Raw genomic sequence first — 25,739 nt, 5'->3', positions numbered from 1 at the left:
TGGGAGAAACAACGGCAGGTTAGTGGAAAAAGTTTTTAAGCTTCGATACGATTCCTTTTGACGGATTGCTGTTTTTTTCTTCTTCATCTTCTTTTTCTTTGGGAGCTAGTTTTTCCTCAATATCTTTAAGGGAAATTTGGTCTATATCTACAGCATAAGGATAGGTGAGCACTAAACCGATTTCTGTATCATTCTCCTGGTTACTTACCGTAGTATGTGGAATGGAAAAGCGGTCAGCGAGTGCTTTTTCTTCCTTTAAAAATGAATATGAAATATTTCCGTTCAATAAGATTTTTGCCTTCGGATGCTGCTTTAATTGGCGCTCTAATTCAGCGAGTCCTTTATTAGACATCACCTCGCCAATGGTTAACACAAAGGCAACGCGCTCACGAAAGGTGCCAAGATACATTTTCCGTTCACTCTCATTGGGCAGACGCGTTCCATACATTCCTTCTTGAAGGTAATCATCTACATTCTTTTTACTCATTCGATTTCATCCTTTTAATCTATTTTCAATTTGCTGTGCGGTTTGCATCAGCAATTATTACATAATCATTATTCTCCATCTAATGTACCCTATTGTTGAATATCAAGCAAAGAAAATCATTCCTATTTCCTATTTTCTAAAGAGGGTGGATTGGAAAGTAAAAATGAAATATCTGATAAAATCATACGGAGACATATATTTAAATGTTAAAATAAGAGTATAGTGTGTTTCAATTATTTTGTGGAAGTGAGGGATTATTATGCAGTTGCACTCTAGAAAAACGATGAAACTTCATCATGGGATTTCACTTATCGATGGTTTTGATTTTGGTGTAAGCGGCAGAACAGGAGCTTATGTCATTGAAGCAGATGAACTTACGATTATTGAGACGGGACCGAGCCCTTCTGTACCGTATATTAAAAAAGGATTAGAAGAATTAGGATATACTTTTGCGGATGTAAAACATATTATTGTTACACATGTTCATTTAGATCACGCTGGCGGCGCAGGACGTTTATTATCGCTTTGTCCGAATGCGCTTTTATACGTTCATCCAAAAGGGAAGAGACATCTTGTTGATCCTAAAAAGCTGGCTGCTGGAGCACGCGCAATTTACGGCGAGCGTTTTTCCGAATTATATGATCCCATTATCCCTGCTGATGAGGAAAGGGTGGTGGAGAAAACAGAAGGAGATACGCTGCAGCTTGAGGAAGGCCGCATCTTAGAATTCTGGGATACGCCAGGCCACGCCAGACATCATCTGGGAATCTATGATCCTATAAGTAATGGGATGTTTACTGGGGATACGGCCGGAATTCAATATGAACAACTATTTCCGCATGGGTTGAACTTCTTTTTACCATCTACATCTCCCAATCACTTTGATCCGGAGGCAATGAGGCATTCTTTACAAAGGTTCCGTGAGAAACAATTAGATTATATCTTTTTTGGACATTTTGGAGGAACAGATTTAGTAGAAGAAGCTCTCGAGCAGGCAGAAGCATGGCTGGATATCTTTGTGAGAGAAGGGGAAGCTGCAGTTGCAGAAGGACAAAGCTATGATGAAATTGCCGACCGATTGTTGAAATATGTACAAACAGAGCTTCGTGAGCAGGGGATTGCTGATGACCATGAGGTTTATCAGATAATTAATGTTGATTTACAATTAAGTGCCCTTGGGATGGTAGATTATTTTCAGAAACAATAAACGGGAAGCGGATGCTTCCATATTTATATAATATTCCTTGAATGATAAAAACGAAAAGGAAGCACAAGCTGGTTCCTTTTCGTTTTTCAGGAAAGAGAGGTAGGATGAGAATGCGAAAAAAACTGCGTATCATTACTGTTTTTTTGTTTGGTGTAATCATTGGACTATTTTTAATACCAGAAATATTTCAGACGTTCGACATTTCCTTTTTCTCCTTTTTTGATTAAACATGGATTGGGTTTATCTGCTGTTAAGATTTATTTCCAGACTCACTGGGCAATGGTCGCTGCCAAGTGTATAACGGTGAACCTCCATGTTTTCCAGATATTTTTCTAATGGACTGGAAACAATCACATAATCAATACGCCAGCCGATGTTTCTTTCACGAATTGTTTTCATATAAGACCACCACGTGAAAATATCATCGTGTTCAGGATAGAAGAAGCGTAAGGTATCTGTAAAACCATTGGCCAGAATCCGTGTCATTTTATCCCGTTCCTCTTGCGTAAATCCTGAATTGCCATGGTTTGTTTTATCATTTTTCAAATCGATTTCCTGATGGGCTACGTTTAAATCTCCGCAATAAATAACGGCTTTTTTCGAATCAAGCTCCCGCAAATAATCAAACATCTTATCTTCCCATTCCAAACGCTCTTCCAGCCGGGTTAAATCCCGCTTTGAGTTCGGCGTATAGACATTGACGAGGTAAAAGTCAGGGTATTCTAATGTGATTATTCTTCCTTCAGGCTCTATCTCGCCTTCTTGAAACCCGTAAGAAACATGAAGCGGCTCATGCTTGGTAAAAATTGCTGTTCCTGAATAACCTTTTCTTTCCGCGTAATTCCAATATTGATAATATCCTTCTAAATCCAAATCAATCTGCCCTGCCTGCAGCTTTGTTTCCTGTAAACAGAAAAAATCTGCATCTATATCATGAAAGAAATCCAAGAACCCTTTTCGAACACAGGCCCGGATTCCATTAACGTTCCATGTAACTAACTTCATTTTGAAAATCTTCCTTCCTGTTAACATCATTCTGATAGCCATTCTACCATATTTGTCTGAAAAAGGGATTGCTTTTGTGTGGAGAGAGCCGGCTGTTTCACGATGGGTGTGGAAGCGTCGAACAAAATTACACCGAGTATACTTATATATATTTCCTTTGCTGATGCCAGGTAAATATGAAAAATATCTCTTTTTAAGAACGAGTCCAGTTTGAAATAAAGAAATCCAATCCACCATACATAAAAAATTTAAATTTAACAAAGAAAAGAGTTGTCTTTCTTCTGTATTATGCATATAATACACTTACAAGATGTACTAGTGTATTAATACAGTATACACGAAAGCATGATAAGAATGAGGTGAGAAATTGGATGGATATCCGTTTTGATAAACGTGAAGCTGTGTATATTCAGGTGATCAGGTATTTCAAAGAACAGATTGCAATTGGAGAATTAAAGTCTGGTCAGGAAATTCCTTCACGCAGAGAATTAGCACAGCGATTAAAAATAAACCCGAATACTGTGCAGCGAGCTTATAAGGAAATGGAGGAGGAAGGCTTGATTTATACGGATGGAAATAAACCAAGTATGATTACAAAGGAAACGGGCCGCATAAAAGAAATTCGTGAAAGTTTAATTGACGAAGCAATTGATCAATTTGTAGATCGTATCACCTCTTTGCAAATTCCAAAAGAACAGGTTTTTGACCTTGTCCAGTCAAAATTAAATGAGCTTGGCAGGGAGGATGAAGAGAAGCATGATTAAATTGACCGGTATAGAGAAAAAGTATGGCAGAAAAAAGATATTAAATGGAGTTACTTTTGAGGCAGATAAAGGCCAGATTACGTGTTTAATTGGAATCAACGGTGCGGGGAAAACGACTATTCTTCAATCGATTATGGGACTGACTCCTTACCAAAAAGGCGAGATTACCATTGATGGGGAGAAGCTGTCTCCAAAGATGATGGAGAAAATAACATATATCCCAGATACAATGACGCTTTTGCCTAAAATGCGGATTAAGGATGCTTTTCAATTTATGGATGATTTCTATCAAAATTGGAATGGGGAGCGGGCAAAAGAGATTTTAGAATTTTTTAAGCTGAAAGAGGATGAACGTATTTCCCAATTATCAAAAGGCAATACAGCGAAAGTGAATTTATTGATGGGATTGGCGATGGAGGCTGATTATATTCTAATGGATGAACCTTTCTCTGGTATCGATATCTTTAGCAGAGAACAGATTGCCGATGTGTTTTCCAGTCATCTGGTAGAAGACCGCGGTGTTATCATCACAACACATGAAATCAGTGATATTGAGCATTTAATTGATAAAGCAGTCTTACTGGCTGATGGAGCGGTGAAAAAAGAATTTATGACGGAGCAGGTAAGAGAAGAAGAGGGTAAATCTGTTATCGATGTGATGAGGGAGGTATATCAGGGATGAAGCTTTTTGGAAAACTGGTAAACTTTGAATTTAGACGATTTTTACCGATTTATATTATGCTGCTTGCAGCTGTGTTTTTGCTGCAGGCTGCCGGGATGCTGTATTATGCATTTATGGTGAAATCGGAAATTACAGAGAGTGTCATGAAGCTTGGAATACCTAAAGAGCAATTTCTTCAAGATAATGGCTATGTATCGATAGGGAATATATTGTCGAGTTTTCTGTTTACACTGCCTATTGTCCTCGCTGCAGTGACGATATTTATTTATGTTTTATTTATCTGGTATCGGGATTGGCTGGGCAAGAACACGTTTATTTACCGCTTGCTGATGCTTCCGGTGAAACGTATTCAGTTGTTCTTTTCCAAATTGGCGGCGATTCTGATTTTCGTTTTTGGTCTGATTGCTTATCAAGTAGCTGTCCTCCCTGCGTTACAGGTGATATTAAAGCTGATTATTCCGGTTGATTACCGGTTGGATTTAACGATTCAAGGGATGATTAGAAGCTTTTATTATTTAAAATTCCTGCTTCCGGAGAAATTTATTGATTTTGTGATTAATTACGGTTTTGGAACAGCTTTTGTCATTATATTATTTACCATGATTCTGATTGAACGCAGCTACCGTTTTAAAGGTGTATTTATGGCGGTTTTTTATGGGATAGGGGCTCTGATTCTGGTCTTTTCTCCATATATTTTGCAGATAATCGTAAAAGGATATTTTTATGAGACGGAGCTTTTATGGATGCAATTTGCTATAGCAATTACCCTTTCAGCAGTATCGGTTTTCTTTAGTAATCATTTGTTAAATAGAAAGATAAGGGTGTGATAGAGATGGATCATTTAAAGCGCTATTCGATTATATATTTTGCATTCCTTTTCATTTCGGTTATCCTTATCAGTTTTTATGTAATGGATGAAGAAACGCTTGATTTTAAATGGAAAACCGTATCTGGAGATGAAGCGGTTGTGAAGGATGTTACGATACTTGGAGATGGGCAAAGTAGTCCCGGCATGGCTTCGTACTACAGTGTGGTGTCAGAACCTTTTCAGTTATCTGTGGATGAATCTAAGCGGATAGATCAATCAAGGGAATCATATTATGGCTGGTATTATTCTGACTTACAAATAGAAAAATATGTGAAAAAGTATAAAAGCTTTATGCGCGGGAAAAACCAATGGAGTGAGAATTTTGCGGAAACAGATAATCAGCTTATTTATGTAGATGGGAATGAAAACAACTGGGATATGAATGAACAGAATCATATTGGCGTAGAAATACTTGATAAAGAAACAGAAAACGTCAGCTCATTCGAACTGGCTGTCGAGGATCAGCAAATCTATGGTGTAAGCTCTATAACTGCTGATAATCATAATAAGTTATACGTCCAATTATATATGGAAGGACAGTATGATGAAATAACAGATGTGTATACGGATGAAAATGGGATTCTTGTGATAGATTTAAATAATCAAACCATAGAGGATATAAGGTTTCCACAAAGGGACATGGAGTCTAAAGAAGGAATAGAACCCTCTTTAACCTATCAGGACAGCGGTCTGATCAACGGAGAAATGCATTATCTCTATACGTATGATGAATATAAAGTCGATCAGAATGGTGTTTACGTAGGGGATTCTCCGCTTAAATATGAACTGCGTTTATACAATGTAGAGCAAGACAGCTTCCAATCCATTGATCTTCAGGAAGCAAACTTTTATGGGGGAGATTTTCTTAGAATTTATGATGGTACAGTTTATGCAGGGATGCTCCAAGGGGAAAATTACACGTTAACAAAGTTCGATGAGAATTTAGAAGAACAAGAAACCGTTTTTGAAGAAAATGTGTTTGATGCGGGAATGGAAATAGGGCAAGAAGAAGTATATCCATTAACAGATGTTCATAATGGTTATTTCTATGTTGTATTTCCTGCTTATTCTACACTGACAGTGGCGGATATTTCTATCAATGTATTTGATTTGGAAACAGGGGAAAATGTTTATCAAGGGATTATTCAGGCAGAAGATTCTATGAAACAATATCAGTATTTTGATTTGTATCAGATGGAATTTGAGGATAAGTAAAGATAAAAATACAGAATAGAGGGTATCTTCTATTCTGTATTTTTATTAGTTAAATAGGAGAGTCATATTTTTTAGCAAAAAGACTGCAACTGCCGCCATCTTGGTTCCAGTCATTATTGAATTAGATCAGCTTGTACTTCATTTATCTAAAAAAACAGGAGCTGTATGTGGCGTACAGCTCCCTCAAGGCATGGGTTGTTGTGATGGTTTGAATCAATGACAACGTTGTCTAGATTCTAATATAGTTTATGCTATAAAGAAATGGTTGTCTCGACACTTATATCAATGCAAACATACATTTATTGCAATGGAGCAGTCAAAAAGCGCCCGATTTGATTGTTTGCTCCATCATGGAGAGAGAAAACGCCGATAAAGATCCAGATTCACTTAATTACGTAGAAGCCCCAAAACACCTGATAAATAAAGTTTCATTTTATCGCACGGTTTCACCGATCAATTCTTTGATTTCCGTTTGCTTTCCTTCCGCAAATAAGTGAACGATTTTACTGCCGACAATGACACCGTCACAATAAGCGGCTAACGATTTTGCCTGTTCTGGATTAGAAATGCCAAATCCGGCTAAGACGGGAACGCTGCTTAAAGCGGTTAGTTTCTTCAAGTAGTCCAATGTATTTTTATCATGCTGCTGACGCTCTCCGGTTGTTCCGTTCACGGAAACAGCATATAGAAAACCTTCTGAGTCCTGTGCAATTTTCTCCAGACGCTCATCCGGGCTGGTCATCGCAGCTAAACGGATAAAGGCAATGGATTGATTAGATAGCGCAGCTGCAATATCTTCTTCCTCTTCCATTGGAATATCTGGAATAATAATACCATCTACCCCCGCAGTATCACAGTCTTTGGCGAATTGCTCGTAGCCGTATTTCCAAATAGGATTAATATAGGTCATCAAAATAATTGGAATGTTTCGTGATTCTTTTTGTTTTCTGACCTCATCAAGAACCAGCTTTAGCGTGGTTCCTTCCTGTAATGCACGCAGTCCGGCATCCTGAATTACAGGACCATCAGCTACTGGGTCAGAAAAAGGAATACCTAATTCAATTGCAGACGCACCGCATTCTTCCAGAAATTGAATGTGTTCATTGATTTGGTTGATTCCTCCGTCACCAGCCATCATATAAGGAATGAACAGAGGCTTTCCTGTTGCTTTTAATTCATTTAATGTATTTTCTAGTTTATGCTTCCCCATCGGAATTCTCCTCCAGCTTTGCTTTGACTTGTTCTACATCTTTGTCTCCACGTCCGGACAGACAGATAACTAACGATTGCTCCGGAGACATTTCCTTTGCAAGCTTACATGCATAGGAAACAGCATGTGCGCTCTCCAGAGCAGGAATAATTCCTTCTAATTTTGCAAGCAGCTGAAAGGCTTCCAATGCTTCCTCATCTGTAATAGAAGGATAGGTTACCCGGCCAGTATCATGCAAGTGACTGTGCTCCGGTCCAATGCCTGGATAGTCTAATCCGGCAGAGATAGAGGCAGCTTCTTGAATTTGGCCTGCTTCATCCTGCAATAAATAAGTAAACGTGCCATGCAGCATGCCTGGAGAACCGCCTGTTAGCGTAGCTGCGTGCTCATTGGTAGTAACGCCTTTCCCTGCAGCTTCGACACCGTACAAAGCAACTTCCTTATCATCGACAAAAGGATAGAACATGCCCATGGCGTTGCTGCCGCCGCCAACGCAAGCTACGACTGCGTCTGGCAGCTTTCCTTGTTTTTCAAGGCTTTGCTGTTTTGTTTCTGCGCCGATCACTGATTGAAAGTCCCGTACAATGCGAGGGAAAGGATGCGGGCCTACCACAGAGCCGATAATATAATGGGTGTCGTGGACATTATTCACCCAATAGCGCAATGCTTCATTTACTGCATCCTTTAAGGTTGCACTGCCTTGAGAGACTCCGACCACTTTTGCTCCTAACAGCTCCATACGAAAAACGTTAAGCTTCTGTCGCTTAATATCTTCCGCACCCATAAAAACGATGCACTCTAAACCAAGCAGAGAACAGACGGTTGCTGTAGCTACGCCATGCTGGCCGGCTCCGGTTTCAGCGACGACTTTCTTTTTGCCCATTCGTAAAGTCAGGAGCGCCTGGCCGATCGTGTTATTGATTTTATGTGCACCAGTATGGTTAAGGTCTTCCCGTTTTAGATAGATCTTTGGACCGCCTACATGTTTGCTTAATTGTTCTGCTTCATATAGCGGTGTCGTTCTGCCAATGTATTCTGTCAGATAATTATTTAATTCCTCCTGAAAAGAGGGATCATTTTTTGCTGCTTCATAAGCTTCTTCAAGCTCTAAGACAGCTGGCATAAGTAATTCCGGCACATATCTGCCGCCGAATTTACCGTATTTTCCTGATTTGTCTGGGAATGTATATGATTGCATGTTATCGATTCCTTTCTACAGTTGTTCGTTTTGCTTCCTGAATAAAAGCTTTTATTTTATCTGGGTCTTTCCTTCCATCCGTTTCCACGCCGCTGGAAACATCCACGGCAATCGGTTTTACCTGCTGAATGGCTTTAGCGACATTTTCCGGTGTCAGTCCGCCAGCTAAAATGAGCCGTTCGGAAAACGTATTTCCTTTTAATGTAGACCAGTTAAATGTAACCCCGTTTCCTCCATGCGCATGGGGCAGGGGAGGACTATCCATCAGCAGGTAAGCAGCATCATATTGCGCTGCTTGTTTAACACCTTCTTCTGTGCCAGGAAGTGATTTAATAACAGGAAAGGTAAAGCTGCTGACAGCTTCAGGAGATTCTTCTCCATGCAGCTGTATAAAATCGAGTCCCGTTTCCCGAGCAATTTTTTCTATTTCCTTCTTATCTTTGTTGACGAAAACGCCGACACTTTTTACGTGTTCCGGCAATGCTGCGATAATGTTGGCTGCCTGCTCCACGGATACTTCCCGTTTGCTTTTGGCAAAAACAAAGCCTAAAAAATCTGCTCCGGCACGGGCAGCAATTTCTGCTGTCTCCGGAGATGTGATTCCACAGATTTTGACAAGCATATCAGGAAGCTCCTTTCGTGGAAGAGAGGGGTACCTGCAAGGCCTGCATGTCTGTTTCCACATGATTGGAGCGCATTAATGTTTCCCCGACCAAAATCGTATTAGCCCCGGCATCTCTTGCCAGTTCGGCATCCTCTTTCGTACGCATGCCGCTTTCAGAAATAATGGTAAGCTCTCCTTTATCGATTTGCTGCACAAGCTCCGCCGTTGTTTGTAAATCGACTTCAAAGGTTTTTAAATTACGGTTGTTGATTCCGATAATTTTCGGATTCACTGTCAGGGCGTCCTTTAATTCATCCGCATTATGCACCTCGCAAAGCACTTCCAGCCCTTGCTCTGTTGCATAGTTGTAAAGACGCTGGAATCGTTCCAGCGGCAGCGCGGCAAGAATTAATAAGATAATGGAAGCTCCTGCATTTTTCGCATCGTCAATTTGTATTTCATCAATCATAAAATCCTTACAGAGAACAGGGACGGAGACTGCTTCACTTACTGCTTGGAGATCATCTAATGAACCGTGAAAAAAACTTTCATCGGTTAAAACAGAAATAGCAGCCGCCCCAGACTGTTCATATTGCTTTGCCTGTTTCAGTATATCGACGTCCATTTGAATTGCCCCTTTGGAAGGGGAAGCCCGTTTGATTTCAGCAATAATTGCTATATGATCAGCTGCTTGAACATTTTGATGGAGAGAGTAAATTGGATTTTTTCGCGTATGCTTTCCGGCTGCTTGTAATTTACGTTCCGCAACCTCCTGCTTTTTCTTATCAATAATTTTTTCTAAAAACGTCATTTATACCACCTCTTGTTTTGCTTCCTGGCTATAGTCGACCAATGTATCTAATTTTGCTTTGGCATTTCCAGAGAATACGCTGTGTCTGGCAATTTCCATCCCATCCTTCACGGAATCCACACGCCCGATGGCGAATAAAGCAATCGCTGTATTAAATAGAACGGTATCCAGATAAGCTCCCGGTTCTCCATTTAATACAGAAAGCAAAATTTCTGCATTCCGTTTTGCATCGCCGCCTTCAATCTCTTGGTTGGTATAGACGGAAAGACCGACCTCTTCCGGATGGATGCTGCCTGCTTTTAATTCATTGTTCTCCAGTAAAATATAGTTGTTTTCCCCCTGCAGAGAGGCTTCATCCATTCCGCCCGCTCCATGAATAACTAACGCACGCTTCCGGCCGAGCGTTTGCAGAGATTTTGCTACAATCGGCAAGGCATCATTTGAATACACGCCAACCAGCTGGGAATGCAAAGCAACCGGATTAGTTAGTGGGCCGACCAAATTAAAAATGGTCGGCGTCCGAAGCTTCTGACGTACACCGGCAATCTGCTTCAATGTAGGATGAACATGCTGGGCGAATAAAAAGGCGATTTGATTTTCCTGCAGCATATATTTCATTTGCGACTTGGTTAAATCAAGTGAAACACCAAGCTCTTCTAATACATCAGCACTTCCAGTTTGGCTGGAGATGCGGCGGTTTCCGTGCTTCGCAACTGTAATGCCGGCGCCGGCTAAGACAAATGCTGCACAGGTGCTGATATTGAAGCTGTTTGATCTGTCTCCTCCTGTTCCGCAGTTGTCCATTGCCGGAAGTTCCAACTCAAATTGAAAAGGTGAATTGGTATGGATTACTTCTGCTAAGCCGGCCAGTTCTTCTGCTGTCGGCTGCTTCATTTTTAAAGCTACTAAAATAGCGGAAAGCTCTGTATCGGAAACTTCCTCCTGGAAACAAGCATTAAATAATGCCTTTGTTTCTTCAAATGATAAGTCTGTTCCTTCAAGTAATTGATTAAAATACGGTTTCATTGGGGTACCTCCTCCTTTTGCTTCGTCAATTTCTCAACAAAGTGAGAAATAATCTGTTTTCCATCCAGCGTTCCAATCGATTCCGGATGGAATTGCAGTCCGTAAACAGGATATGTCTGATGGGTCACGCTCATAATTTCATCATCATCTAAAGCTGTTGCAGTGATACGCAGTTCGGATGGTACCGAGATATGCTCCGCTGCAAGAGAGTGGTATCGCATGACTTCAACCGGGTTGCTGAGCCCTTGGAACAGCCCGGAGTTATCATGGTGAATCAGCGATGTTTTTCCGTGCTTAATGGTAGATGCCTGAATAACTCTGCCGCCCAGGGCCTCCATAATTACTTGATGCCCTAAGCAGATTCCCAGTATCGGCAGCTTTTTATAAAAAGCCTGCACAATCTGGATGCAATTTCCGGCGTCCTTTGGAGAACCCGGTCCAGGCGAGATGATAATGGCTTTTGGTTCTAATTTTTCAATGGTTTTGACAGTCACTTCATCATTGCGGATCACTTCCACATGTACGCCGCATTCGGAAACATATTGGTACAGGTTATATGTGAAAGAATCATAATTATCAATTAATAGAATCAAGTTCAGGCACCTCCATAAATGATCTTCCTTTGTTAATGGTTTCCATATATTCATTGAATGGAACGGAATCATATACGAGACCGGCTCCAGATTGAAAATAAGCTCTGTAGTTCTTGATAACAATCGAGCGGATAGCGAGTGCAATATGCACATCATGTTCAAAGTTGATAAAACCGATTCCGCCGGCATAAGGACCGCGCTTTACGGTTTCCAGTTCATTAATGATTTGCATTGCCCTTATTTTCGGTGCGCCCGATACGGTCCCGGCTGGCAGACAGGAGATAAGTGCGTCAATCCCTGAATAATCCGGGCGCAAGGTTCCGGTTACTTCGGAAACAATATGCATTACATGCTGGTAACGCTCAATCGTCATATAAACGGGAATCTCAATACTGCCGACCTCACAGACACGACCTAAATCATTTCTGCTTAAGTCGACTAACATCCGGTGTTCGGCCCGTTCTTTTTCATCGGCAAGCAGTTCCTCTGCGAGTGCCTGATCCTCCAACTCGTTCTGTCCGCGTTTTCTTGTTCCGGCAATCGGATTGGTGACAACGTGGCTGCCCTTGGTTTCTATCAAGCTTTCTGGAGAAGCCCCGAGTACGGTGTAATCTTGAAAATCAATGTAAAACATGTAAGGGGAGGCATTATGTCTCCTTAATTGTTCGTAAAAAGAAAGACCAAACTCTCTCTCATTTTCCACCTCTCTTGAAAAACGCTGGGATAAAACAACCTGAAAAATTTCCCCTTTTTGCAAATAATCCTTTGCAATCTGCACGTTCTCTTCAAATTTCTGCTGATCCATTTCCGGTATAAAAGCATATGTCTGCGGAACAGGAAGTTCGGTTTTTCTTGCCTGATCAACATACTGTTTCAGCCTTTGAATACGCTGTTCGCGATTTTCTTCTGTTCCGCTGTTCCGGTCTATCGCAACAAAGTGCAGTTTGTTTTCCTCGTGGTCAAAAATAATTGTATCTTCAAAAAGCATGAAATGAATATCCGGCATATTCCGGTCATCAAAAGGTGCTGGACCGATATCTTCAAAAGCCTGAATCGTATCATAGCCAATATAACCAATCGCTCCGCCATAGAAGGGAAGGGAAAGAGATAAATCAAGCGTCGGCATCGTTTCTTGTAAGAAATGCAATGCGTGCTGATGAACAACCAGCGGTTCTACATGGGAAGCACTGATTAGCGTTGTTTCTTTTCCACGCCCAATGATTTCTTGATAAGGATGAAGGCCGATAAAGGAATAGCGTCCTTTTTCTTCGTGTGGAAAGCTGCTTTCCAACAGATATTTTTTTGCTTTCGGCAAGCTTTGAAAAACCTGAATAGGAATTAATCTATCGATGGAATACGTTTGATGCGTTACCTGTGCCGTCATGATTTCTCTCTCCTTTATAGTTGAAAATTCTGTAAATCATATTTAAGAAATAAAAAAGTCCTCTATAAACACAGTTATGTGCTTATAGAGGACGATAGGGCCGCGGTGCCACCTCTGTTAGAAAGATTCATCTTTCCATCTTTATCAGGTACAGGAAATGTCCGATACCCTATCCGTGTAACGTCGGAAATACGTTTTTTCCTACTCCATTTGCCAGCGGGCATTTTTCGGAAAAACACTCTGAAGTCCATTCAATAATTCCTGCATACTGATATTCCACCAAGCTATCAGCTCTCTGTTATGCATGAAAAATTATTTACTACTCTTCATCATCGTTTGTAATATATTGTCTCATAAAAATCAAAAAGGCCCCTCATCCATATATAAAAGGACGAGGGACCGTGGTACCACCTTTATTAGCTGACGTGCAGCTCACTCTAAAAGAAGATTACTATCTTCTAAGTTTCCATAACGAGAAACCATTCCGCCAAAGCCTACTCCGATATTGTTTCGGTTTGGAGCTCCGAAGTCCATTCATTACAAGGATACTCACTGATTCACAGCAGCCATCAGCTCTCTTTAGAGTTCACCTGTAATTACTCTTCTTCATCAACGCCACTTCATTTAATTGATTGAAATCTATACTAAACGAAAGGACAGGAGGTTGTCAATAGATTTATAGAAAAAAGGTGAAATTATCTGATTTTCCTATCCTTCAAATACTTCAAATTTATCTGCCAACGGGATACGTTCTTTCTCTTCGGGTACTTCGTCAAAGTAACCCATGTGAATAAAACCGGCAATTTTTTCGTTTTCCTTCACACCGAGAATGTCTTTTACTTTTTCATCATAGATATGCGGATTTGTTTTCCAGACAATACCTAGCTTTTCTTCCCATGCCAGCAGCCAAAAATTCTGGATCATTGCGGAAACAGCACCAAAATTCTCATCCCATTGTTTGGGGATATCGGAGGTTTCCATAATGACGACTAGAATAGCATTTGGCTCGTTCAGATAATTTTCTCGATTTTCCTGTCTTTCTTCAGGATATGTAGATGCAATTTTTTTGGCAAAGCTGGGAAGGTGATCCTTGTCAACGAACAGAAAGCGCCAAGGCTGTCTCATTCCATGGGTAGGGGCCCAGATTGATTCCTCTAATAATTGCATAACTGTTTCTTTGGTCACTTTTTTATTATTATATCCTGTTTTGACAGCACGGCGTTCCCGAATTAATCTTGCAAGTTCTGTTCTACTCATGAAATAAACTCCTATACAATTTAATTGATAATTATTATCAATTAAATTGTACCGAATTTATAAAATTTTTGCAAATGAATTTTTAACCGTGTGTTTAAAGAACCGCCAGTATTTCTAAAAATAATTACAGTTCGCCTAAAAATAATAACGACTATTTTACCATTTGTCCAATGAATGGGAATATTGTAAATTTTATAATATTAAATAGGTGTTTAAAATTCAGCAGATATACGTTTTACTCATTTTTATTTTACCTCACACTATCTTTGCCCTCTATAAAATCGGCGCGAATTCTAATAACTCGACTTTCATACCTAAAAATAAGCATATATATCTTGCTATTCCAGGGGGAACGTGTTCTCCATTATCATGCTTGCATTTTGGTGAAATATCCGGTCTTTTTGGAATTGGTGATGGTGCATAGCTCCGCTCCGGCCAACCACTCCGCTTTCCATGGGGACGGCTTCAGCTAACTTGAAAAGAAACCCGCTTTTCAAGTGGATCTTCAGCTCGCCCTGTTCCTATAGGAGTCTGCGTGGTTGGCCTGCGCTCTGATAGGGTTCTACAGCGAATGAAAGAAATAAGATTTTAATGAGCTGAATGAAATAGCAGCTTTCGTCTGAACAATCCAATCATGACAGGATGGATATGAAATACAGGGAATCGCTTCGAAGCACAGAAAGTAATCTTGGTCGAACATTTTACCATACAGCATGAAAAATATGTTCTATCTGATTAAACTTCTGTTTGGTGAGTTGTTTTTTCACGTATAGAATACCCTACTAGCGGAGGCGGACCGGTGCTTTACACTTCGCCTTCTATATCTTTGTCAAGGGGGTTATCGAAGGAACAATCAACTCCTGTTTCTATAGAAATGACGTTACTTTTTAGGTGCGAAAGTTGAGTTAATAATTAGTTTTTAGAAAAACCCCTGCTTTTGTTGAAATGGTAATTTACTGAGAGCTTGCCACATAAGTATATAATAACTTTCTATTTTAATTAATCTTTTTTGAAATGTATTTTAAAGGAGGTTTGTTTCTTGAGTGATTTATTAAAGAATTTTATATCTGGTGAGGTGCTTACAGCGAATTTTGAGGAAACGAAACCAAGCTTTAATTCCCAAGAGGCATTGGATGAAGCGAATCGCTGCTTATATTGTTATGATGCGCCTTGTATTACTGCATGTCCGACAGGGATTGATATTCCGGGATTTATTAAAAAAATTGCTTCTGGGAACTTGAAGGGCTCTGCAACAACAATTATGGATTCCAATCCGGTTGGAGCTAGCTGCGCCCGAGTCTGCCCGACAGAAGAATTATGTGAAGGAGCTTGTGTCCTGAATGACGCTACGAAGCCCATTCCTATTGGGGATTTGCAGCGATTTGCGACAGATTGGGCAATTAAAAATGAAGCGGTTCTCTTTCAAGCTGGCAAAAAGAATGGAAAAACAGTCGCTGTCGTTGGAAGCGGTCCTGCTGGCTTATCAACAGCCCGCGAATTAGCCCGGCTAGGCTATACAGTAACTATTTTTGAAGCAAAAAGGGAAGCGGGAGGGTTAGATACATTTGGAATTGTTCCCTTTCGTTTGCCTAAGGATATCTCCTTCTGGGAAGTAGAGCAAGTGAGAAATTTAGGTGTAGAAATACGAACGAATACGGAAATTGGCAAGGATATTTTTCCGGCGGATCTTATTGATCAATATGATGCGGTGGTGCTTGCTGTTGGAATGTCCAAAGTTCCAATGCTTGGAATAGAAGGGGAAGAATTAGAGGGGAACTTCGATGCCATTGATTTAGTGGAAAGATCAAAAAATGGGAATTATCCAGAGGATTTTATCGGAAAGCGTGTTGCGGTCATCGGGGCAGGAAATACAGCGATTGATGGAGCTACGACATCAGTCAGACTTGGCGCGGATAACGTAAAGATACTTTACCGCAGAACGGAAGCGGAAATGACTGCTTATGATTTTGAATATGAGTTTGCCAAACAGGAGGGCGTGGAATTTAGATGGCTTACCAATCCGAAACGTCTTATCGGTGATGAAAATGGTCATGTAACACAAATGGAGTGCGTACAAATGGAATTACAAGAGACTGAGAAGGATGGAAGGCCTCGGCCAGTGGAAATTGAAGGATCTGAATTCTTAATGGATATTGATATCGTAGTGAAGGCTATCGGACAAACGAGGCATCAGGGAATCATTGAGGCCTTTGGTCTGGAGCATAGTGGAGGCGTTGTGAAGGTTGATCCGGAAACGTTTATAACGTCTCATCCCAAAGTATATGCTGCAGGAGATGTGATTTTTGGAAAAGGAATTGGAGAAGCAATGGTGGTGACGGCTGCTCAGCAGGGAAAGGATACAGCGCTGGCGGTCCATGAGCGTTTCAAGCAATCTGTAACAGAAAGATCTTAAAAGATATTTCAAGATTAGGAGGATGAAAATGGCTGATATAAGTATTGATTTCGCTGGAATCAAATCACCTAATCCGTACTGGCTGGCATCTGCGCCCCCGACCAATACCGGGTATCAAGTACAGCGTGCCTTTGAAGCTGGGTGGGGAGGAGCAGTATGGAAAACATTGGGTGAGCCTATATTAAATGTCACCTCCCGCTTTGGTGCAAGTCACTTTAACGGGCAGCGGGTTGCCGGTTTTAACAATATAGAGCTGATTTCCGATCGTCCATTGGAGGAAAACTTAAAGGAAATCTATGAAACGAAAAAGTTATATCCAGACCGGGTAATTATTGCTTCTTTAATGGTAGAACCCGAGCGGGAAAAATGGCATGAGATTGTAAAGAGAGTGCAGGATGTTGGAGTGGATGGGTTTGAATTAAATCTTGGCTGTCCTCATGGGATGTCTGAAAGAGGGATGGGTGCAGCTGTTGGTCAGCATCCGGATCTGGTAGAAAGAACTACGATGTATGCCAAAGAAGCGGCAGAGGTTCCGGTTATCACGAAGCTCACGCCAAATATTACGGACATAACAGCAACCGCAAAAGCTGCTGCTCGGGGCGGGGCAGATGCCATCAGCTTAATTAATACAATCAATAGTTTGATAGGGGTAGATTTAGATACTTGGAACACGGTTCCAAATGTGAATGGAAAAGGAGCGCATGGCGGGTATTGCGGACCGGCAGTGAAGCCGATTGCCTTAAATATGGTCGGAGAATGCGCAAGAAATCCGGAAGTTAATATTCCGATATCCGGAATTGGCGGGATTTCTACGTGGCAGGATACCGTGGAATTTATGCTGATGGGAGCCGGCGGTGTGCAAGTATGTACCGCAGCAATGCATCATGGATTTCGGATTATTGAGGATTTAACAGAGGGGCTGGAAAATTATTTAGATGAAAAAGGGATAGATGCTTTAAGCGACATCATCGGAAAATCTGTGGAAAAGTACACAGACTGGAGCAATCTGGATTTAAATCATAAAGTGGTGGCCCGTATTAACAATGATGTCTGCATTAATTGTAATAAATGCCATATTGCCTGTGAAGATACGTCTCATCAGTGTATCGACATGCTTACAGATAAAGATGGAAATGCTATTTTACGTGTAAGAGAGGAGGACTGTGTCGGGTGTAATCTATGTTCGATTGTTTGTCCGGTAGAGGGAGCAATCGACATGATTGATTTGACACCAACGGAACCGCCGATGTCCTGGAATGACCGCCAGGCAGCAATTCATATGCTTGAGAAACGCTAATTGCGAGACTTTAGATTTTTACTGGAGGAATCGAAAATGAAAAAAATTATTAAAAATGGAACGATTGTTACAGCAGCAGACATATATCAAGCGGATGTGTTGATTGAAGATGAAAAAGTGAAAGCGATTGGACAGGATTTAAGTGATGTGTATGCAGAAGTTATTGATGCAACAGGACTTTACGTTTTTCCTGGAGGCATTGATCCGCATACGCACATGGAAATGCCATTTGGCGGTACAGTAACAAAAGATGATTATGAAAGTGGAACCATTGCTGCTGCGCATGGCGGGACAACAACAATCATTGACTTTTGCTTAACAGAGAAGGGAAAAACATTAAAAAATGCTCTGGAAATTTGGCATGCCAAATCAGAAGGCAGGGCAGTAATCGACTATGGATTTCATTTGCAAATCGTGGAAGCAAACGAACAGATTTTACAGGAGATTCCTGCGGTTATTGAAGAGGAGGGAGTTACTTCCTTTAAAGTATTTATGGCTTATAAAAATGTTTTGCAAGCAGATGATGAAACACTTTTTCAAACCTTAGTAACTGCTAGAGACCACGGTGGATTAGTAATGGTGCATGCTGAGAATGGGGACGTAATTGAACATTTAACGCAAGAAGCATTAAAAGCAGGGAATACCGATCCAATCTATCATGCGTTGACCCGCCCGCCAGAACTGGAGGGGGAAGCCACGGGCCGGGCAGCAAAACTGACTGCGCTGGCTGATTCCCAATTATATGTTGTGCATGTCACCTGTAAAGAAGCGGTAGAGCAAATTGCGGAAGCCAGAAGTAAGGGATTCTCTGTTTATGGGGAAACCTGTCCGCAATATTTGGTACTGGACCAAACCTATTTGGAAAAGCCTGATTTTGAAGGAGCAAAATATGTGTGGTCTCCGCCATTACGTGATAAATCCAATCAGGAAGTGCTGTGGAATGCTCTGAAAAGCGGGGAGCTGCAAACGATAGGCTCCGACCATTGTGCATTTGACTTTGATGGACAAAAGGATTTAGGAAAAGGTGACTTTACCAAGATTCCAAATGGCGGACCATTCGTTGAGGACCGCTTTAGTATTCTATTTTCAGAAGGTGTGAAAAAAGGACGCATTTCTATGAATCAATTTGTAGACATGGTGTCAACGCAAGCAGCGAAACTGTTTGGTTTATTTCCGCAAAAGGGAACGATTGCTCCCGGCACAGATGCAGATATCGTGTTATTCGATCCAAATGTGGAGCGTACGATATCCGCAGGTACACATCATTCCGCCGTTGATTATAGCGCTTTAGAGGGAATGAAGGTAACTGGGCAGCCTGTTACCGTTTTATCGCGCGGGGAGTATGTCATTAAGGATAAAGAGCTGGTTGCTAAACCAGGAGCAGGCAAGTTCTTAAAACGAGCTAAATTTGATTCTGCGCATACGAACAAGCAGGAAACAGCACCTAGAAGTTAATATAAACAATCCATAGCTGCTTGCGGAATGAGAGGGATGAAGCGGCTTTTTGGATTCATCAAAGAGGAGAGAGGCGATTGCATTGCAGGGAAAGGATAAAAGTAATTCCTACTTAAAGTCTCCAGATTTACTTCCGGTGAAGCATGGTGAGCGAAAGATTGGGGTAATGGGATTTTTTGCGATGTGGATAGGAATGGCCATCCTGCTGGCAACTTTTGATATTGGTGCTTCAGGCATCCAGGGTATATCGCTGCCATGGGTGGTTTTAGCTACGTTGATTGGATGTATAGCAATTGGAGCGTTTATTACCATTATTGGTGATATCGGTGTAGAGCATGGTATTTCCTTCCCGGTTTATATGAGGGCGCCGTTTGGAACGGTAGGGACGCATATTCCTTCTTTAACGAGAGCAGTCACGGCATCGTTTTGGTTCGGGATTAACACCTATTTCGGTGCAACAGCGATTAATGCAATACTGCATACGATGTTTGCCGGATTTGATAATTGGCTGTTATGTTACCTTGTTTTTGCGCTTGTCCAGCTTATCAATACTGCTTCCGGCATCAAATGGGTAGAACGCTTTGCAGATGTAGCTGCGCCAATTATTATTGTCATGTCTTTAATTATTTACCAAACACTAAATGCAGATATTCAGGCACAAGGGGCAGATGTCTGGGCCTGGGTAGCAAGTCCGGTAACCGGGGGAGCTGCATTCACGGCATTTATGGTGGTGCTTTTCGCTAATATGGGATTCTGGGCAACACTGGGCTGCGATATCCCGACCATCTCCCGCCATTTCAAAGCTCCTAAGTATGAAAGAAATTGGTTTAAACGGAATAAAACAACCTTAATCGGCAGTCTCGTCGCTCTTCCTCTTACAGAAGCATTTATGATTATGATTGGTGCCGCAGCATTTATTGTTGCCGGGACCTCGAATCCAGTTACAGCACTGCAGGATACCGCATCTGGGTGGATGCTTGCAATGTTACTTTTTATGATAGTTTTGACACAGTGGTCCACGAATACAGCTGCAAATGTATTACCTGCTGCTGCTGTTTTCTCTAATGTCTTAGGTCCAAAAGTTTCCCATGCAGTTGCTGTTTTTGTTGCCGGCATTGTCGGTACGGTCATTCAGCCTTGGAGCGTCTATGAAATACTCACGCAGGTTCTCTTGATTATTGGTGCCATCTTATCCTCGGTCAGCGGTATCCTGTTTGCAGATTACTATTTGCTCCGAAAACGAAGAGTGAATGTTCCTGACTTATATAAGAATAGGGGCCAATATCGCTTTCATGGCGGCGTAAACATCGTTGGCTTTATTTCCTGGGCCATTGGCGGCGCTGTTGCTTTAATCTTTATGAATTATTCGTTTATTGTCGGCTTTATAGTTGCTGCAGCAGTTTACTATGTGCTGACGAAATATTGGTACTTCCACAAATTCCCGCAAGCAGAGATTACGGATCCGGATGATGACAAATATTTAGGAATTACCGTCGGCAGGGATTGGTCGTTAGATGAGGATGCAGAAAAGGAGGAAACAGCTGCCAAATAACAGAATGATTTAGGGGACGAGGAGGTTATTCATTGTCAAGTTATCAAGAATTTTTACAGGAAAAACAGCTTGTTGATGCATGGATGAAAAATAATTATAAAATCACTTCCGTGGTTGGAACATTGGACGGAGATATGGTCGAATTGGAAAAAGAGGGTGTGGCAGAGAAGCAGTCCATCCTGCTTGAGAATGCTGACAGCAGAAAATATATCACGACATTACTAATCAAACATCAGCTGCAAAAACAATAAATGCGGGAGGAGATATAGTGGAAAAACAAAAAATATTCATTCATGGGGAGAGGCTAAAACAAATCGTTGAAGATTTTGCAGATTTCGGGAGAACTGAAAATAATGGTGTAACCCGATTGGCATTATCCGAAACGGATATAAAAGTGAGAAACCATTTTAAAATGGTTTGTGAAGAGCTGGGCCTGACTGTAAAATGGGACGATATGGGAAACATGTATGCAACGCTGGAGGGGAGAGAAAATGATAAGCCACCGGTCGTAATCGGATCACATTTAGATTCCGTGGAAAAAGGAGGCAGGTTTGACGGCGTATTAGGTGTTTTAACTGGGCTTGAGGTAGTGAGAACCTTGGTCGAAAGTAATATCAGACCACGAATTCCAGTGGTTGTGGCGAATATTACAAATGAAGAAGGTGCAAGGTTTGAACCTTCGTTAATGTCCTCGGGAGTCATGTCTGGGAAGTTTGATAAGGGCAACATGCTCCGGTCGGTCGATAAAAACGGGATAACCTTTGCAGAAGCTTTAAAAGAAAGCGGATATGAAGGAAGGAAAGAAAACCGCTTAACAGAGGCAGAAGCTTTTTTAGAGCTGCATATTGAACAAGGTCCAGTATTAGAAAGTGAATCCATTGATATCGGTGTTGTGGAGTGTGTGGTGGGGATGTGCTGCTATGAAATTGAGGTAATTGGTGATTCTGATCACGCAGGAACTACGCCCATGTCCATGAGAAAAGACAGCTTATTTGCTTCTAATAATCTGATTAATGAAATACGGGAGAAAATGAGTAAACTGGATAATGATCTCGTTTACACGATTGGCCGAATGAATGTGAGCCCGAATATCCATACAGTTATCCCGAATAAAGTAATTTTCACGCTGGAGGCACGGCATAAAGAAGCGGCTGTAATCAGCCAAGTGGAAGAAATCATTCAAGGGTTAGCGGAAACGGAGGCCAAAGAAAAATGTGATGTTACAATAAAGAAGCTTTGGGACCGTGATACCGTATGGTTTAATAACAAATTAGTGGACGCTTTAGAGAAGTCCTGTAAATCCCTGAACTGCTCCTATAAACGGATGGCAAGCGGTGCAGGGCATGATGCACAATTTATTGCGACCTATCTGCCGGCTGCCATGATTTTTGTACCAAGCGTTAACGGAAAAAGCCATGCCGAAGATGAATTGACTGCATGGGAAGATTGTGAGCGAGGGGTAAACGTGGTTTTGCAGACTGTTTTGGATTTAACAATGAATTAGATAGTAACAAAAACAGGTAAAGGTTTTTTTCCTTTACCTGTTTTTGTTAAAGAATAAGAAAGCATAAAAAAATGCTGAATATAGCCGCTCCAACGGGTTTCGCGGGGTGAGAAATCTTAGGCCCCAGAAATACACTCCGCTTTCCGTGGGCTCCGAGCTCATCTCCTTTAAAGAAGACTTGCTGATTGGCAAGCCGGCAGGCGCAGACAGAAGCATAGCCGCACTTATGCCCCGTGGGTAGAAAAAAGAAGAACACTTTTTCCTGCGGGGTCTTCCCACTGGGGCTGGGACTGCGATTACTCGTCCCATCAAAACCATCACTAGAATTTGCATTATTTCTTTGTGAAAAAGCAAATAAAACATAATTCCACTTAGATGGGAGCTCCGGGAAGTCGACTCCTGCGGGAAAAGCAACAGGTAGACCTGAGCAGGAAGCGGTATTCTTCCGAGGAGGCTGAAGCGTTGCACGCAGAAAGCGACTCCCCGGAGTGGACATCTGCTCGGCGAGGATACCGGTGATTTAAAGACCAAGCGGTATCCTTGTTTTTTCTTTATTATCATTTATTTTTACAAGGGATGAAATTGTCCGGACACCCCATCAACAATGAAATCCGACGATTCAGCTCTTTCATTCCAAACCACCCAGTAAGGACGATAAAATCTTTGTTGCTGTTCTCTCTTTAGTTCTGGAAATGATATCATTCTCATTTTTAAAGATAAAGACCGATAGATGAATGATTCAGAAATGGAAGTGCAATCCTCCAAGGAGTACATTTCGGGCATCTGCTGCTCTTTTGAAATTTCAATCGCTTTCCATTTCGGCTTATAATCAATGAGCGATCCCTTGCCGCTAATCGAATCAATGGCACATCCTACTTTTTCATTTAAGGGGAGGAAAAGGCGTTTAGCTTTTACGTTATAACAAAAATAATAATAAGGATAGTAGACGATACGTTCTGCAATAAAATTAGCATGAGGGTGTAACCTCTTAAAACTTGATTCAATTTGTTCTTTATTAAATTCGACAGATTGTGTTAACACGTTAGCACCCAAGCTATCTACCCCTCTAACCTTAAACAGATTTCAGGTTCTATTTCGATATCTTTATCCCTTTTTCTCTCAACGGCATTTGTATTATCCTGATTTTGGATAAATTTAGAAATATTACGTGCTTCCGGTGCAAGGTCTTCAAAAATCCCTTTTTCCAGATTTTTTGGAATCTCTTTACTTTGCTTGGCTAAATCATATGCCTCCAGAATAGGATCGGAAGGAGGAGTGCCAAATTGATTCCCAATAAACATTGCAATGAGAGAAGCAATTAAGCCGGCTAAAAATGGATGTAATCCGCTTGCATTTTGTAAGGCGAACAGCTCCCAAACAATGTTTATTATGGAGCCGCTGATCATGGCACAAAGGATTCCTATTTTGTTAGCTTTTCTTGCATAGACGGAAGCGATAAAAGGAACAAGGAATGTATTTCCCAGTACACCAAAGGCAAACACAACAAGAGCAAATACGGTTGGAGGTTCATAAGTTGCAACAATAATGCCGATAATGCCCCCAAATAAAATGCATAGTCTGGATACCAAAAGCAACTGTTTATGGCTGGCTTTTTTATTGATAAAACGATGATAAACATCACGCGAAAGTGTCGTACCTGCTTGCATCAGCAGGGAATCACAGGTGGACATAATTGCCGCCATGATGGCTGAAAGTAAAACAGCAGCCAATATCCCTGGGAAGAATATATATACGAGTTCTGGAATAACCATTTCGGGATCCGATACAACAGGCATAATTACAATAGCTGATAAACCTAAAATATACGGTGTAAATGTGAACAACTGATTAAAGGCAGCAGACCAAATAATTGCATTTTTTGTTGTATTTGCATTTTGCATCGACATATGTCTTACCGTGACATGTGGAAGCCCCATGTAGCCAATGGCATAGATAAGTACAGCTCCTATAATCACTCCCCACTGGCCATAATAAATCAAGTCTTTCCCCCAAATACTTAAATAAGTCGGGTCAATCGCCGCCAATTGTTCATTCAGGCCTGACAGGCCGCCAACCTTTGGCAAGACCATAATACCAATAGCCGTGACTCCAATCAGCATAATAATTCCCTGAATGAAACCACTAACGGCCACAGCAAGATAGCCGCCAGCCACAGTATAAATCACAATAACCCCTACACCAAGAATAAGTGCCCACTCATACGGAAATCCTGACATTGCCGATAATGCTTTACCGGCAGCAATAAACTGGGCGAATGCATAAGCGAAAAGAAATATGATTGCGATAATTGCGCCGTAAACGCGTATTCCAAAGCTTTCAAAACGTTTCTCCAAGTATTCGATTGGTGAGAGTGCTCCGAGAAGCTGAGATAATCGTCTCATCCGTTTCCCCAGTACAGATAAATTGACAATAGATCCGCCGGCATCTCCAATGGCATACCATAATGCATGCCAGCCCTCTTGAAAGGCTTGCGCAGGTCCGCCCATAAACATAAAACCGCTCATAGATGTGCTCTGCATACTTATTGCAGTGACAGGAGCTCCGATTTTTCGGTTGCCTAATAAATAATGATCAGCAGATGCAGAAGCACTCCTGGTAAAATATAAACCAATCCCAAGCATTCCCAACAGATAGGTGAAAAAAATGATAATATCCAAATTCATTTCATAACCAGTCCCTTCTGTTAACGTCTTATACTTTATTCATTATGATTTTCGCGCTTTTCATCGCGCCGCAATTTAAAATACATAACCAGAGCCAGCGTAACCCATATGAAAGGCCATGGCAGCATTAATAATACGGTTTCTAGAGGCAAATTAAACATAGACTCACCGCCCTTTTCCTGATTTGTAAGCATAAAACAAGACGTAAAAAAAAGATGATTTGCGAATTAAGGTGTATCATTGAATAACCCTCTAATTTCGAACAGATAATCAGTTTGTTACCGCCCTTTTTAAATTGTTTGTTGTTTTCAAAATTAACGTAATTTAATTTGACTATAAAGTAACTGCTAAATTACCACAATCAGCAAAATGTCAAACGGGTACTAGCCTTATTTTACAAAGTGTCTATGAATTAGATAGGAATCCCTTAAAAGCAATTTAATGCAATATAACTGACTGTGAGCTTTCCGCATGAAGAGAAGGAAAAAGTCAGTTTTAAGCGGGAGCGGGGCAGCCGGTAACG

Annotated in this window: 23 protein-coding genes and 2 other annotated features; of the genes, 11 read left to right on the top strand and 12 right to left on the bottom strand. The window is 41.2% G+C overall.

Features of this window, described 5'->3' with window-relative positions:
* Positions 1-19: 19 nt before the first annotated feature.
* Positions 20-487, bottom strand: a complete 468-nt coding sequence (locus ACW0TQ_RS01025) for a YueI family protein (RefSeq protein WP_193065532.1) — start codon at positions 485-487, stop codon at positions 20-22.
* A gap of 265 nt (positions 488-752) precedes the next feature.
* Between ACW0TQ_RS01025 and ACW0TQ_RS01020 the strand changes: the two genes are divergently transcribed.
* Complete coding sequence (locus ACW0TQ_RS01020) at positions 753-1,694, top strand: MBL fold metallo-hydrolase (RefSeq protein WP_439957411.1); 942 nt, start codon at positions 753-755, stop codon at positions 1,692-1,694.
* Positions 1,695-1,934: 240 nt separating this feature from the next.
* Here ACW0TQ_RS01020 and ACW0TQ_RS01015 read toward each other — a convergent pair whose 3' ends face one another.
* Positions 1,935-2,699, bottom strand: a complete 765-nt coding sequence (locus tag ACW0TQ_RS01015) for an exodeoxyribonuclease III (protein WP_193065534.1) — start codon at positions 2,697-2,699, stop codon at positions 1,935-1,937.
* A gap of 371 nt (positions 2,700-3,070) precedes the next feature.
* Here ACW0TQ_RS01015 and ACW0TQ_RS01010 point away from each other — a divergent pair, with 371 nt between their 5' ends.
* Genes ACW0TQ_RS01010 through ACW0TQ_RS00995 form a run of 4 tightly spaced genes read left to right on the top strand, consistent with a single transcriptional unit; the run spans position 3,071 to position 6,228 of the window.
* The gene (locus tag ACW0TQ_RS01010) at positions 3,071-3,463 is read left to right on the top strand and encodes a GntR family transcriptional regulator (protein ID WP_042532170.1); all 393 of its coding nucleotides are present in this window, start codon (positions 3,071-3,073) and stop codon (positions 3,461-3,463) included.
* Positions 3,456-4,145: an ATP-binding cassette domain-containing protein gene (locus tag ACW0TQ_RS01005; RefSeq protein WP_193065535.1), complete on the top strand. Its 690-nt coding sequence runs from the start codon at positions 3,456-3,458 to the stop codon at positions 4,143-4,145. Before ACW0TQ_RS01010 ends, ACW0TQ_RS01005 begins: the two co-directional genes overlap by 8 nt.
* Entirely contained in the window at positions 4,142-4,972 is an 831-nt protein-coding gene (locus tag ACW0TQ_RS01000) for a hypothetical protein (protein WP_368901137.1), read from the top strand. Before ACW0TQ_RS01005 ends, ACW0TQ_RS01000 begins: the two co-directional genes overlap by 4 nt.
* A 5-nt stretch (positions 4,973-4,977) precedes the next feature.
* Positions 4,978-6,228 (top strand): hypothetical protein, encoded by a 1,251-nt coding sequence (locus tag ACW0TQ_RS00995; protein WP_455725264.1) that lies wholly within the window; start codon positions 4,978-4,980, stop codon positions 6,226-6,228.
* Positions 6,229-6,661: 433 nt separating this feature from the next.
* Here the strand turns inward: ACW0TQ_RS00995 and trpA are convergent, their stop codons facing one another.
* From trpA to ACW0TQ_RS00955, 8 genes are all read right to left on the bottom strand, one after another.
* Positions 6,662-7,438 carry a tryptophan synthase subunit alpha gene (gene trpA / locus ACW0TQ_RS00990; RefSeq protein WP_341172623.1) on the bottom strand — a complete coding sequence of 259 codons (777 nt, stop codon included), beginning with the start codon at positions 7,436-7,438 and terminating at the stop codon, positions 6,662-6,664.
* Complete coding sequence (gene trpB / locus ACW0TQ_RS00985; protein WP_256705740.1) at positions 7,425-8,636, bottom strand: tryptophan synthase subunit beta; 1,212 nt, start codon at positions 8,634-8,636, stop codon at positions 7,425-7,427. Before trpB ends, trpA begins: the two co-directional genes overlap by 14 nt.
* A gap of 1 nt (position 8,637) precedes the next feature.
* Complete coding sequence (locus ACW0TQ_RS00980) at positions 8,638-9,258, bottom strand: phosphoribosylanthranilate isomerase (RefSeq protein WP_193065224.1); 621 nt, start codon at positions 9,256-9,258, stop codon at positions 8,638-8,640.
* Between the two features lies 1 nt (position 9,259).
* Complete coding sequence (trpC, locus tag ACW0TQ_RS00975) at positions 9,260-10,051, bottom strand: indole-3-glycerol phosphate synthase TrpC (protein WP_341172625.1); 792 nt, start codon at positions 10,049-10,051, stop codon at positions 9,260-9,262.
* Positions 10,052-11,077, bottom strand: a complete 1,026-nt coding sequence (trpD, locus tag ACW0TQ_RS00970; RefSeq protein ID WP_193065226.1) for an anthranilate phosphoribosyltransferase — start codon at positions 11,075-11,077, stop codon at positions 10,052-10,054.
* Positions 11,074-11,670 carry an anthranilate synthase component II gene (locus tag ACW0TQ_RS00965; RefSeq protein ID WP_193065227.1) on the bottom strand — a complete coding sequence of 199 codons (597 nt, stop codon included), beginning with the start codon at positions 11,668-11,670 and terminating at the stop codon, positions 11,074-11,076. The genes trpD and ACW0TQ_RS00965 overlap by 4 nt, the downstream gene beginning before the upstream one ends.
* Complete coding sequence (gene trpE / locus ACW0TQ_RS00960) at positions 11,654-13,054, bottom strand: anthranilate synthase component I (protein WP_193065228.1); 1,401 nt, start codon at positions 13,052-13,054, stop codon at positions 11,654-11,656. Before trpE ends, ACW0TQ_RS00965 begins: the two co-directional genes overlap by 17 nt.
* A gap of 84 nt (positions 13,055-13,138) precedes the next feature.
* Positions 13,139-13,396, bottom strand: a binding site (T-box leader).
* A gap of 42 nt (positions 13,397-13,438) precedes the next feature.
* Positions 13,439-13,676: a binding site (T-box leader), on the bottom strand.
* An 86-nt stretch (positions 13,677-13,762) separates the two neighbouring features.
* Positions 13,763-14,311, bottom strand: coding sequence for a nitroreductase family protein (locus ACW0TQ_RS00955; RefSeq protein WP_193065229.1), 549 nt, complete (start codon positions 14,309-14,311; stop codon positions 13,763-13,765).
* A 1,039-nt stretch (positions 14,312-15,350) separates the two neighbouring features.
* Between ACW0TQ_RS00955 and ACW0TQ_RS00950 the strand changes: the two genes are divergently transcribed.
* Genes ACW0TQ_RS00950 through ACW0TQ_RS00925 form a run of 6 tightly spaced genes read left to right on the top strand, consistent with a single transcriptional unit; the run spans position 15,351 to position 22,532 of the window.
* Positions 15,351-16,724, top strand: coding sequence for an NAD(P)-dependent oxidoreductase (locus ACW0TQ_RS00950; RefSeq protein ID WP_455725263.1), 1,374 nt, complete (start codon positions 15,351-15,353; stop codon positions 16,722-16,724).
* 28 nt (positions 16,725-16,752) lie between these two features.
* Positions 16,753-18,021: an NAD-dependent dihydropyrimidine dehydrogenase subunit PreA gene (gene preA, locus ACW0TQ_RS00945; RefSeq protein ID WP_042532194.1), complete on the top strand. Its 1,269-nt coding sequence runs from the start codon at positions 16,753-16,755 to the stop codon at positions 18,019-18,021.
* A gap of 36 nt (positions 18,022-18,057) precedes the next feature.
* Entirely contained in the window at positions 18,058-19,476 is a 1,419-nt protein-coding gene (gene hydA, locus ACW0TQ_RS00940; protein WP_212928633.1) for a dihydropyrimidinase, read from the top strand.
* Between the two features lie 49 nt (positions 19,477-19,525).
* Positions 19,526-21,028 (top strand): NCS1 family transporter, encoded by a 1,503-nt coding sequence (locus ACW0TQ_RS00935; RefSeq protein WP_256705741.1) that lies wholly within the window; start codon positions 19,526-19,528, stop codon positions 21,026-21,028.
* A 32-nt stretch (positions 21,029-21,060) separates the two neighbouring features.
* A complete protein-coding gene (locus ACW0TQ_RS00930) occupies positions 21,061-21,279 on the top strand; it encodes a hypothetical protein (protein WP_256705742.1) in 219 nt (72 codons plus the stop codon).
* A gap of 17 nt (positions 21,280-21,296) precedes the next feature.
* Positions 21,297-22,532: a Zn-dependent hydrolase gene (locus ACW0TQ_RS00925; RefSeq protein WP_256705743.1), complete on the top strand. Its 1,236-nt coding sequence runs from the start codon at positions 21,297-21,299 to the stop codon at positions 22,530-22,532.
* A gap of 567 nt (positions 22,533-23,099) precedes the next feature.
* Here the strand turns inward: ACW0TQ_RS00925 and ACW0TQ_RS00920 are convergent.
* Both ACW0TQ_RS00920 and ACW0TQ_RS00915 read right to left on the bottom strand, forming a co-directional pair.
* On the bottom strand, positions 23,100-23,585 hold the full coding sequence (locus tag ACW0TQ_RS00920) for a hypothetical protein (RefSeq protein ID WP_042532204.1): 486 nt from the start codon (positions 23,583-23,585) through the stop codon (positions 23,100-23,102).
* A gap of 5 nt (positions 23,586-23,590) precedes the next feature.
* Positions 23,591-25,216, bottom strand: coding sequence for a sodium/proline symporter (locus tag ACW0TQ_RS00915; protein ID WP_455725262.1), 1,626 nt, complete (start codon positions 25,214-25,216; stop codon positions 23,591-23,593).
* Positions 25,217-25,739 lie beyond the last annotated feature (523 nt).

Source organism: Oceanobacillus sp. M60 (genome assembly GCF_053839645.1).
The sequence above is the reverse complement of the archived record's forward strand: the minus strand, read 5'-3'. Positions and strand labels throughout refer to the sequence as shown.

Coding starts and splice junctions, on each gene's coding strand:
- ACW0TQ_RS00995 (WP_455725264.1), top strand. CDS start 4,978: ATGGATCATTTAAAGCGCTATTCGATTATATATTTTGCATTCCTTTTC.
- ACW0TQ_RS00980 (WP_193065224.1), bottom strand. CDS start 9,258: ATGCTTGTCAAAATCTGTGGAATCACATCTCCGGAGACAGCAGAAATT.
- ACW0TQ_RS01000 (WP_368901137.1), top strand. CDS start 4,142: ATGAAGCTTTTTGGAAAACTGGTAAACTTTGAATTTAGACGATTTTTA.
- trpD (WP_193065226.1), bottom strand. CDS start 11,077: ATGAAACCGTATTTTAATCAATTACTTGAAGGAACAGACTTATCATTT.
- ACW0TQ_RS00915 (WP_455725262.1), bottom strand. CDS start 25,216: ATGAATTTGGATATTATCATTTTTTTCACCTATCTGTTGGGAATGCTT.
- trpB (WP_256705740.1), bottom strand. CDS start 8,636: ATGCAATCATATACATTCCCAGACAAATCAGGAAAATACGGTAAATTC.
- trpC (WP_341172625.1), bottom strand. CDS start 10,051: ATGACGTTTTTAGAAAAAATTATTGATAAGAAAAAGCAGGAGGTTGCG.
- trpE (WP_193065228.1), bottom strand. CDS start 13,054: ATGACGGCACAGGTAACGCATCAAACGTATTCCATCGATAGATTAATT.
- ACW0TQ_RS01015 (WP_193065534.1), bottom strand. CDS start 2,699: ATGAAGTTAGTTACATGGAACGTTAATGGAATCCGGGCCTGTGTTCGA.
- ACW0TQ_RS00955 (WP_193065229.1), bottom strand. CDS start 14,311: ATGAGTAGAACAGAACTTGCAAGATTAATTCGGGAACGCCGTGCTGTC.
- ACW0TQ_RS01010 (WP_042532170.1), top strand. CDS start 3,071: ATGGATATCCGTTTTGATAAACGTGAAGCTGTGTATATTCAGGTGATC.
- hydA (WP_212928633.1), top strand. CDS start 18,058: ATGAAAAAAATTATTAAAAATGGAACGATTGTTACAGCAGCAGACATA.
- ACW0TQ_RS01005 (WP_193065535.1), top strand. CDS start 3,456: ATGATTAAATTGACCGGTATAGAGAAAAAGTATGGCAGAAAAAAGATA.
- preA (WP_042532194.1), top strand. CDS start 16,753: ATGGCTGATATAAGTATTGATTTCGCTGGAATCAAATCACCTAATCCG.
- trpA (WP_341172623.1), bottom strand. CDS start 7,438: ATGGGGAAGCATAAACTAGAAAATACATTAAATGAATTAAAAGCAACA.
- ACW0TQ_RS01025 (WP_193065532.1), bottom strand. CDS start 487: ATGAGTAAAAAGAATGTAGATGATTACCTTCAAGAAGGAATGTATGGA.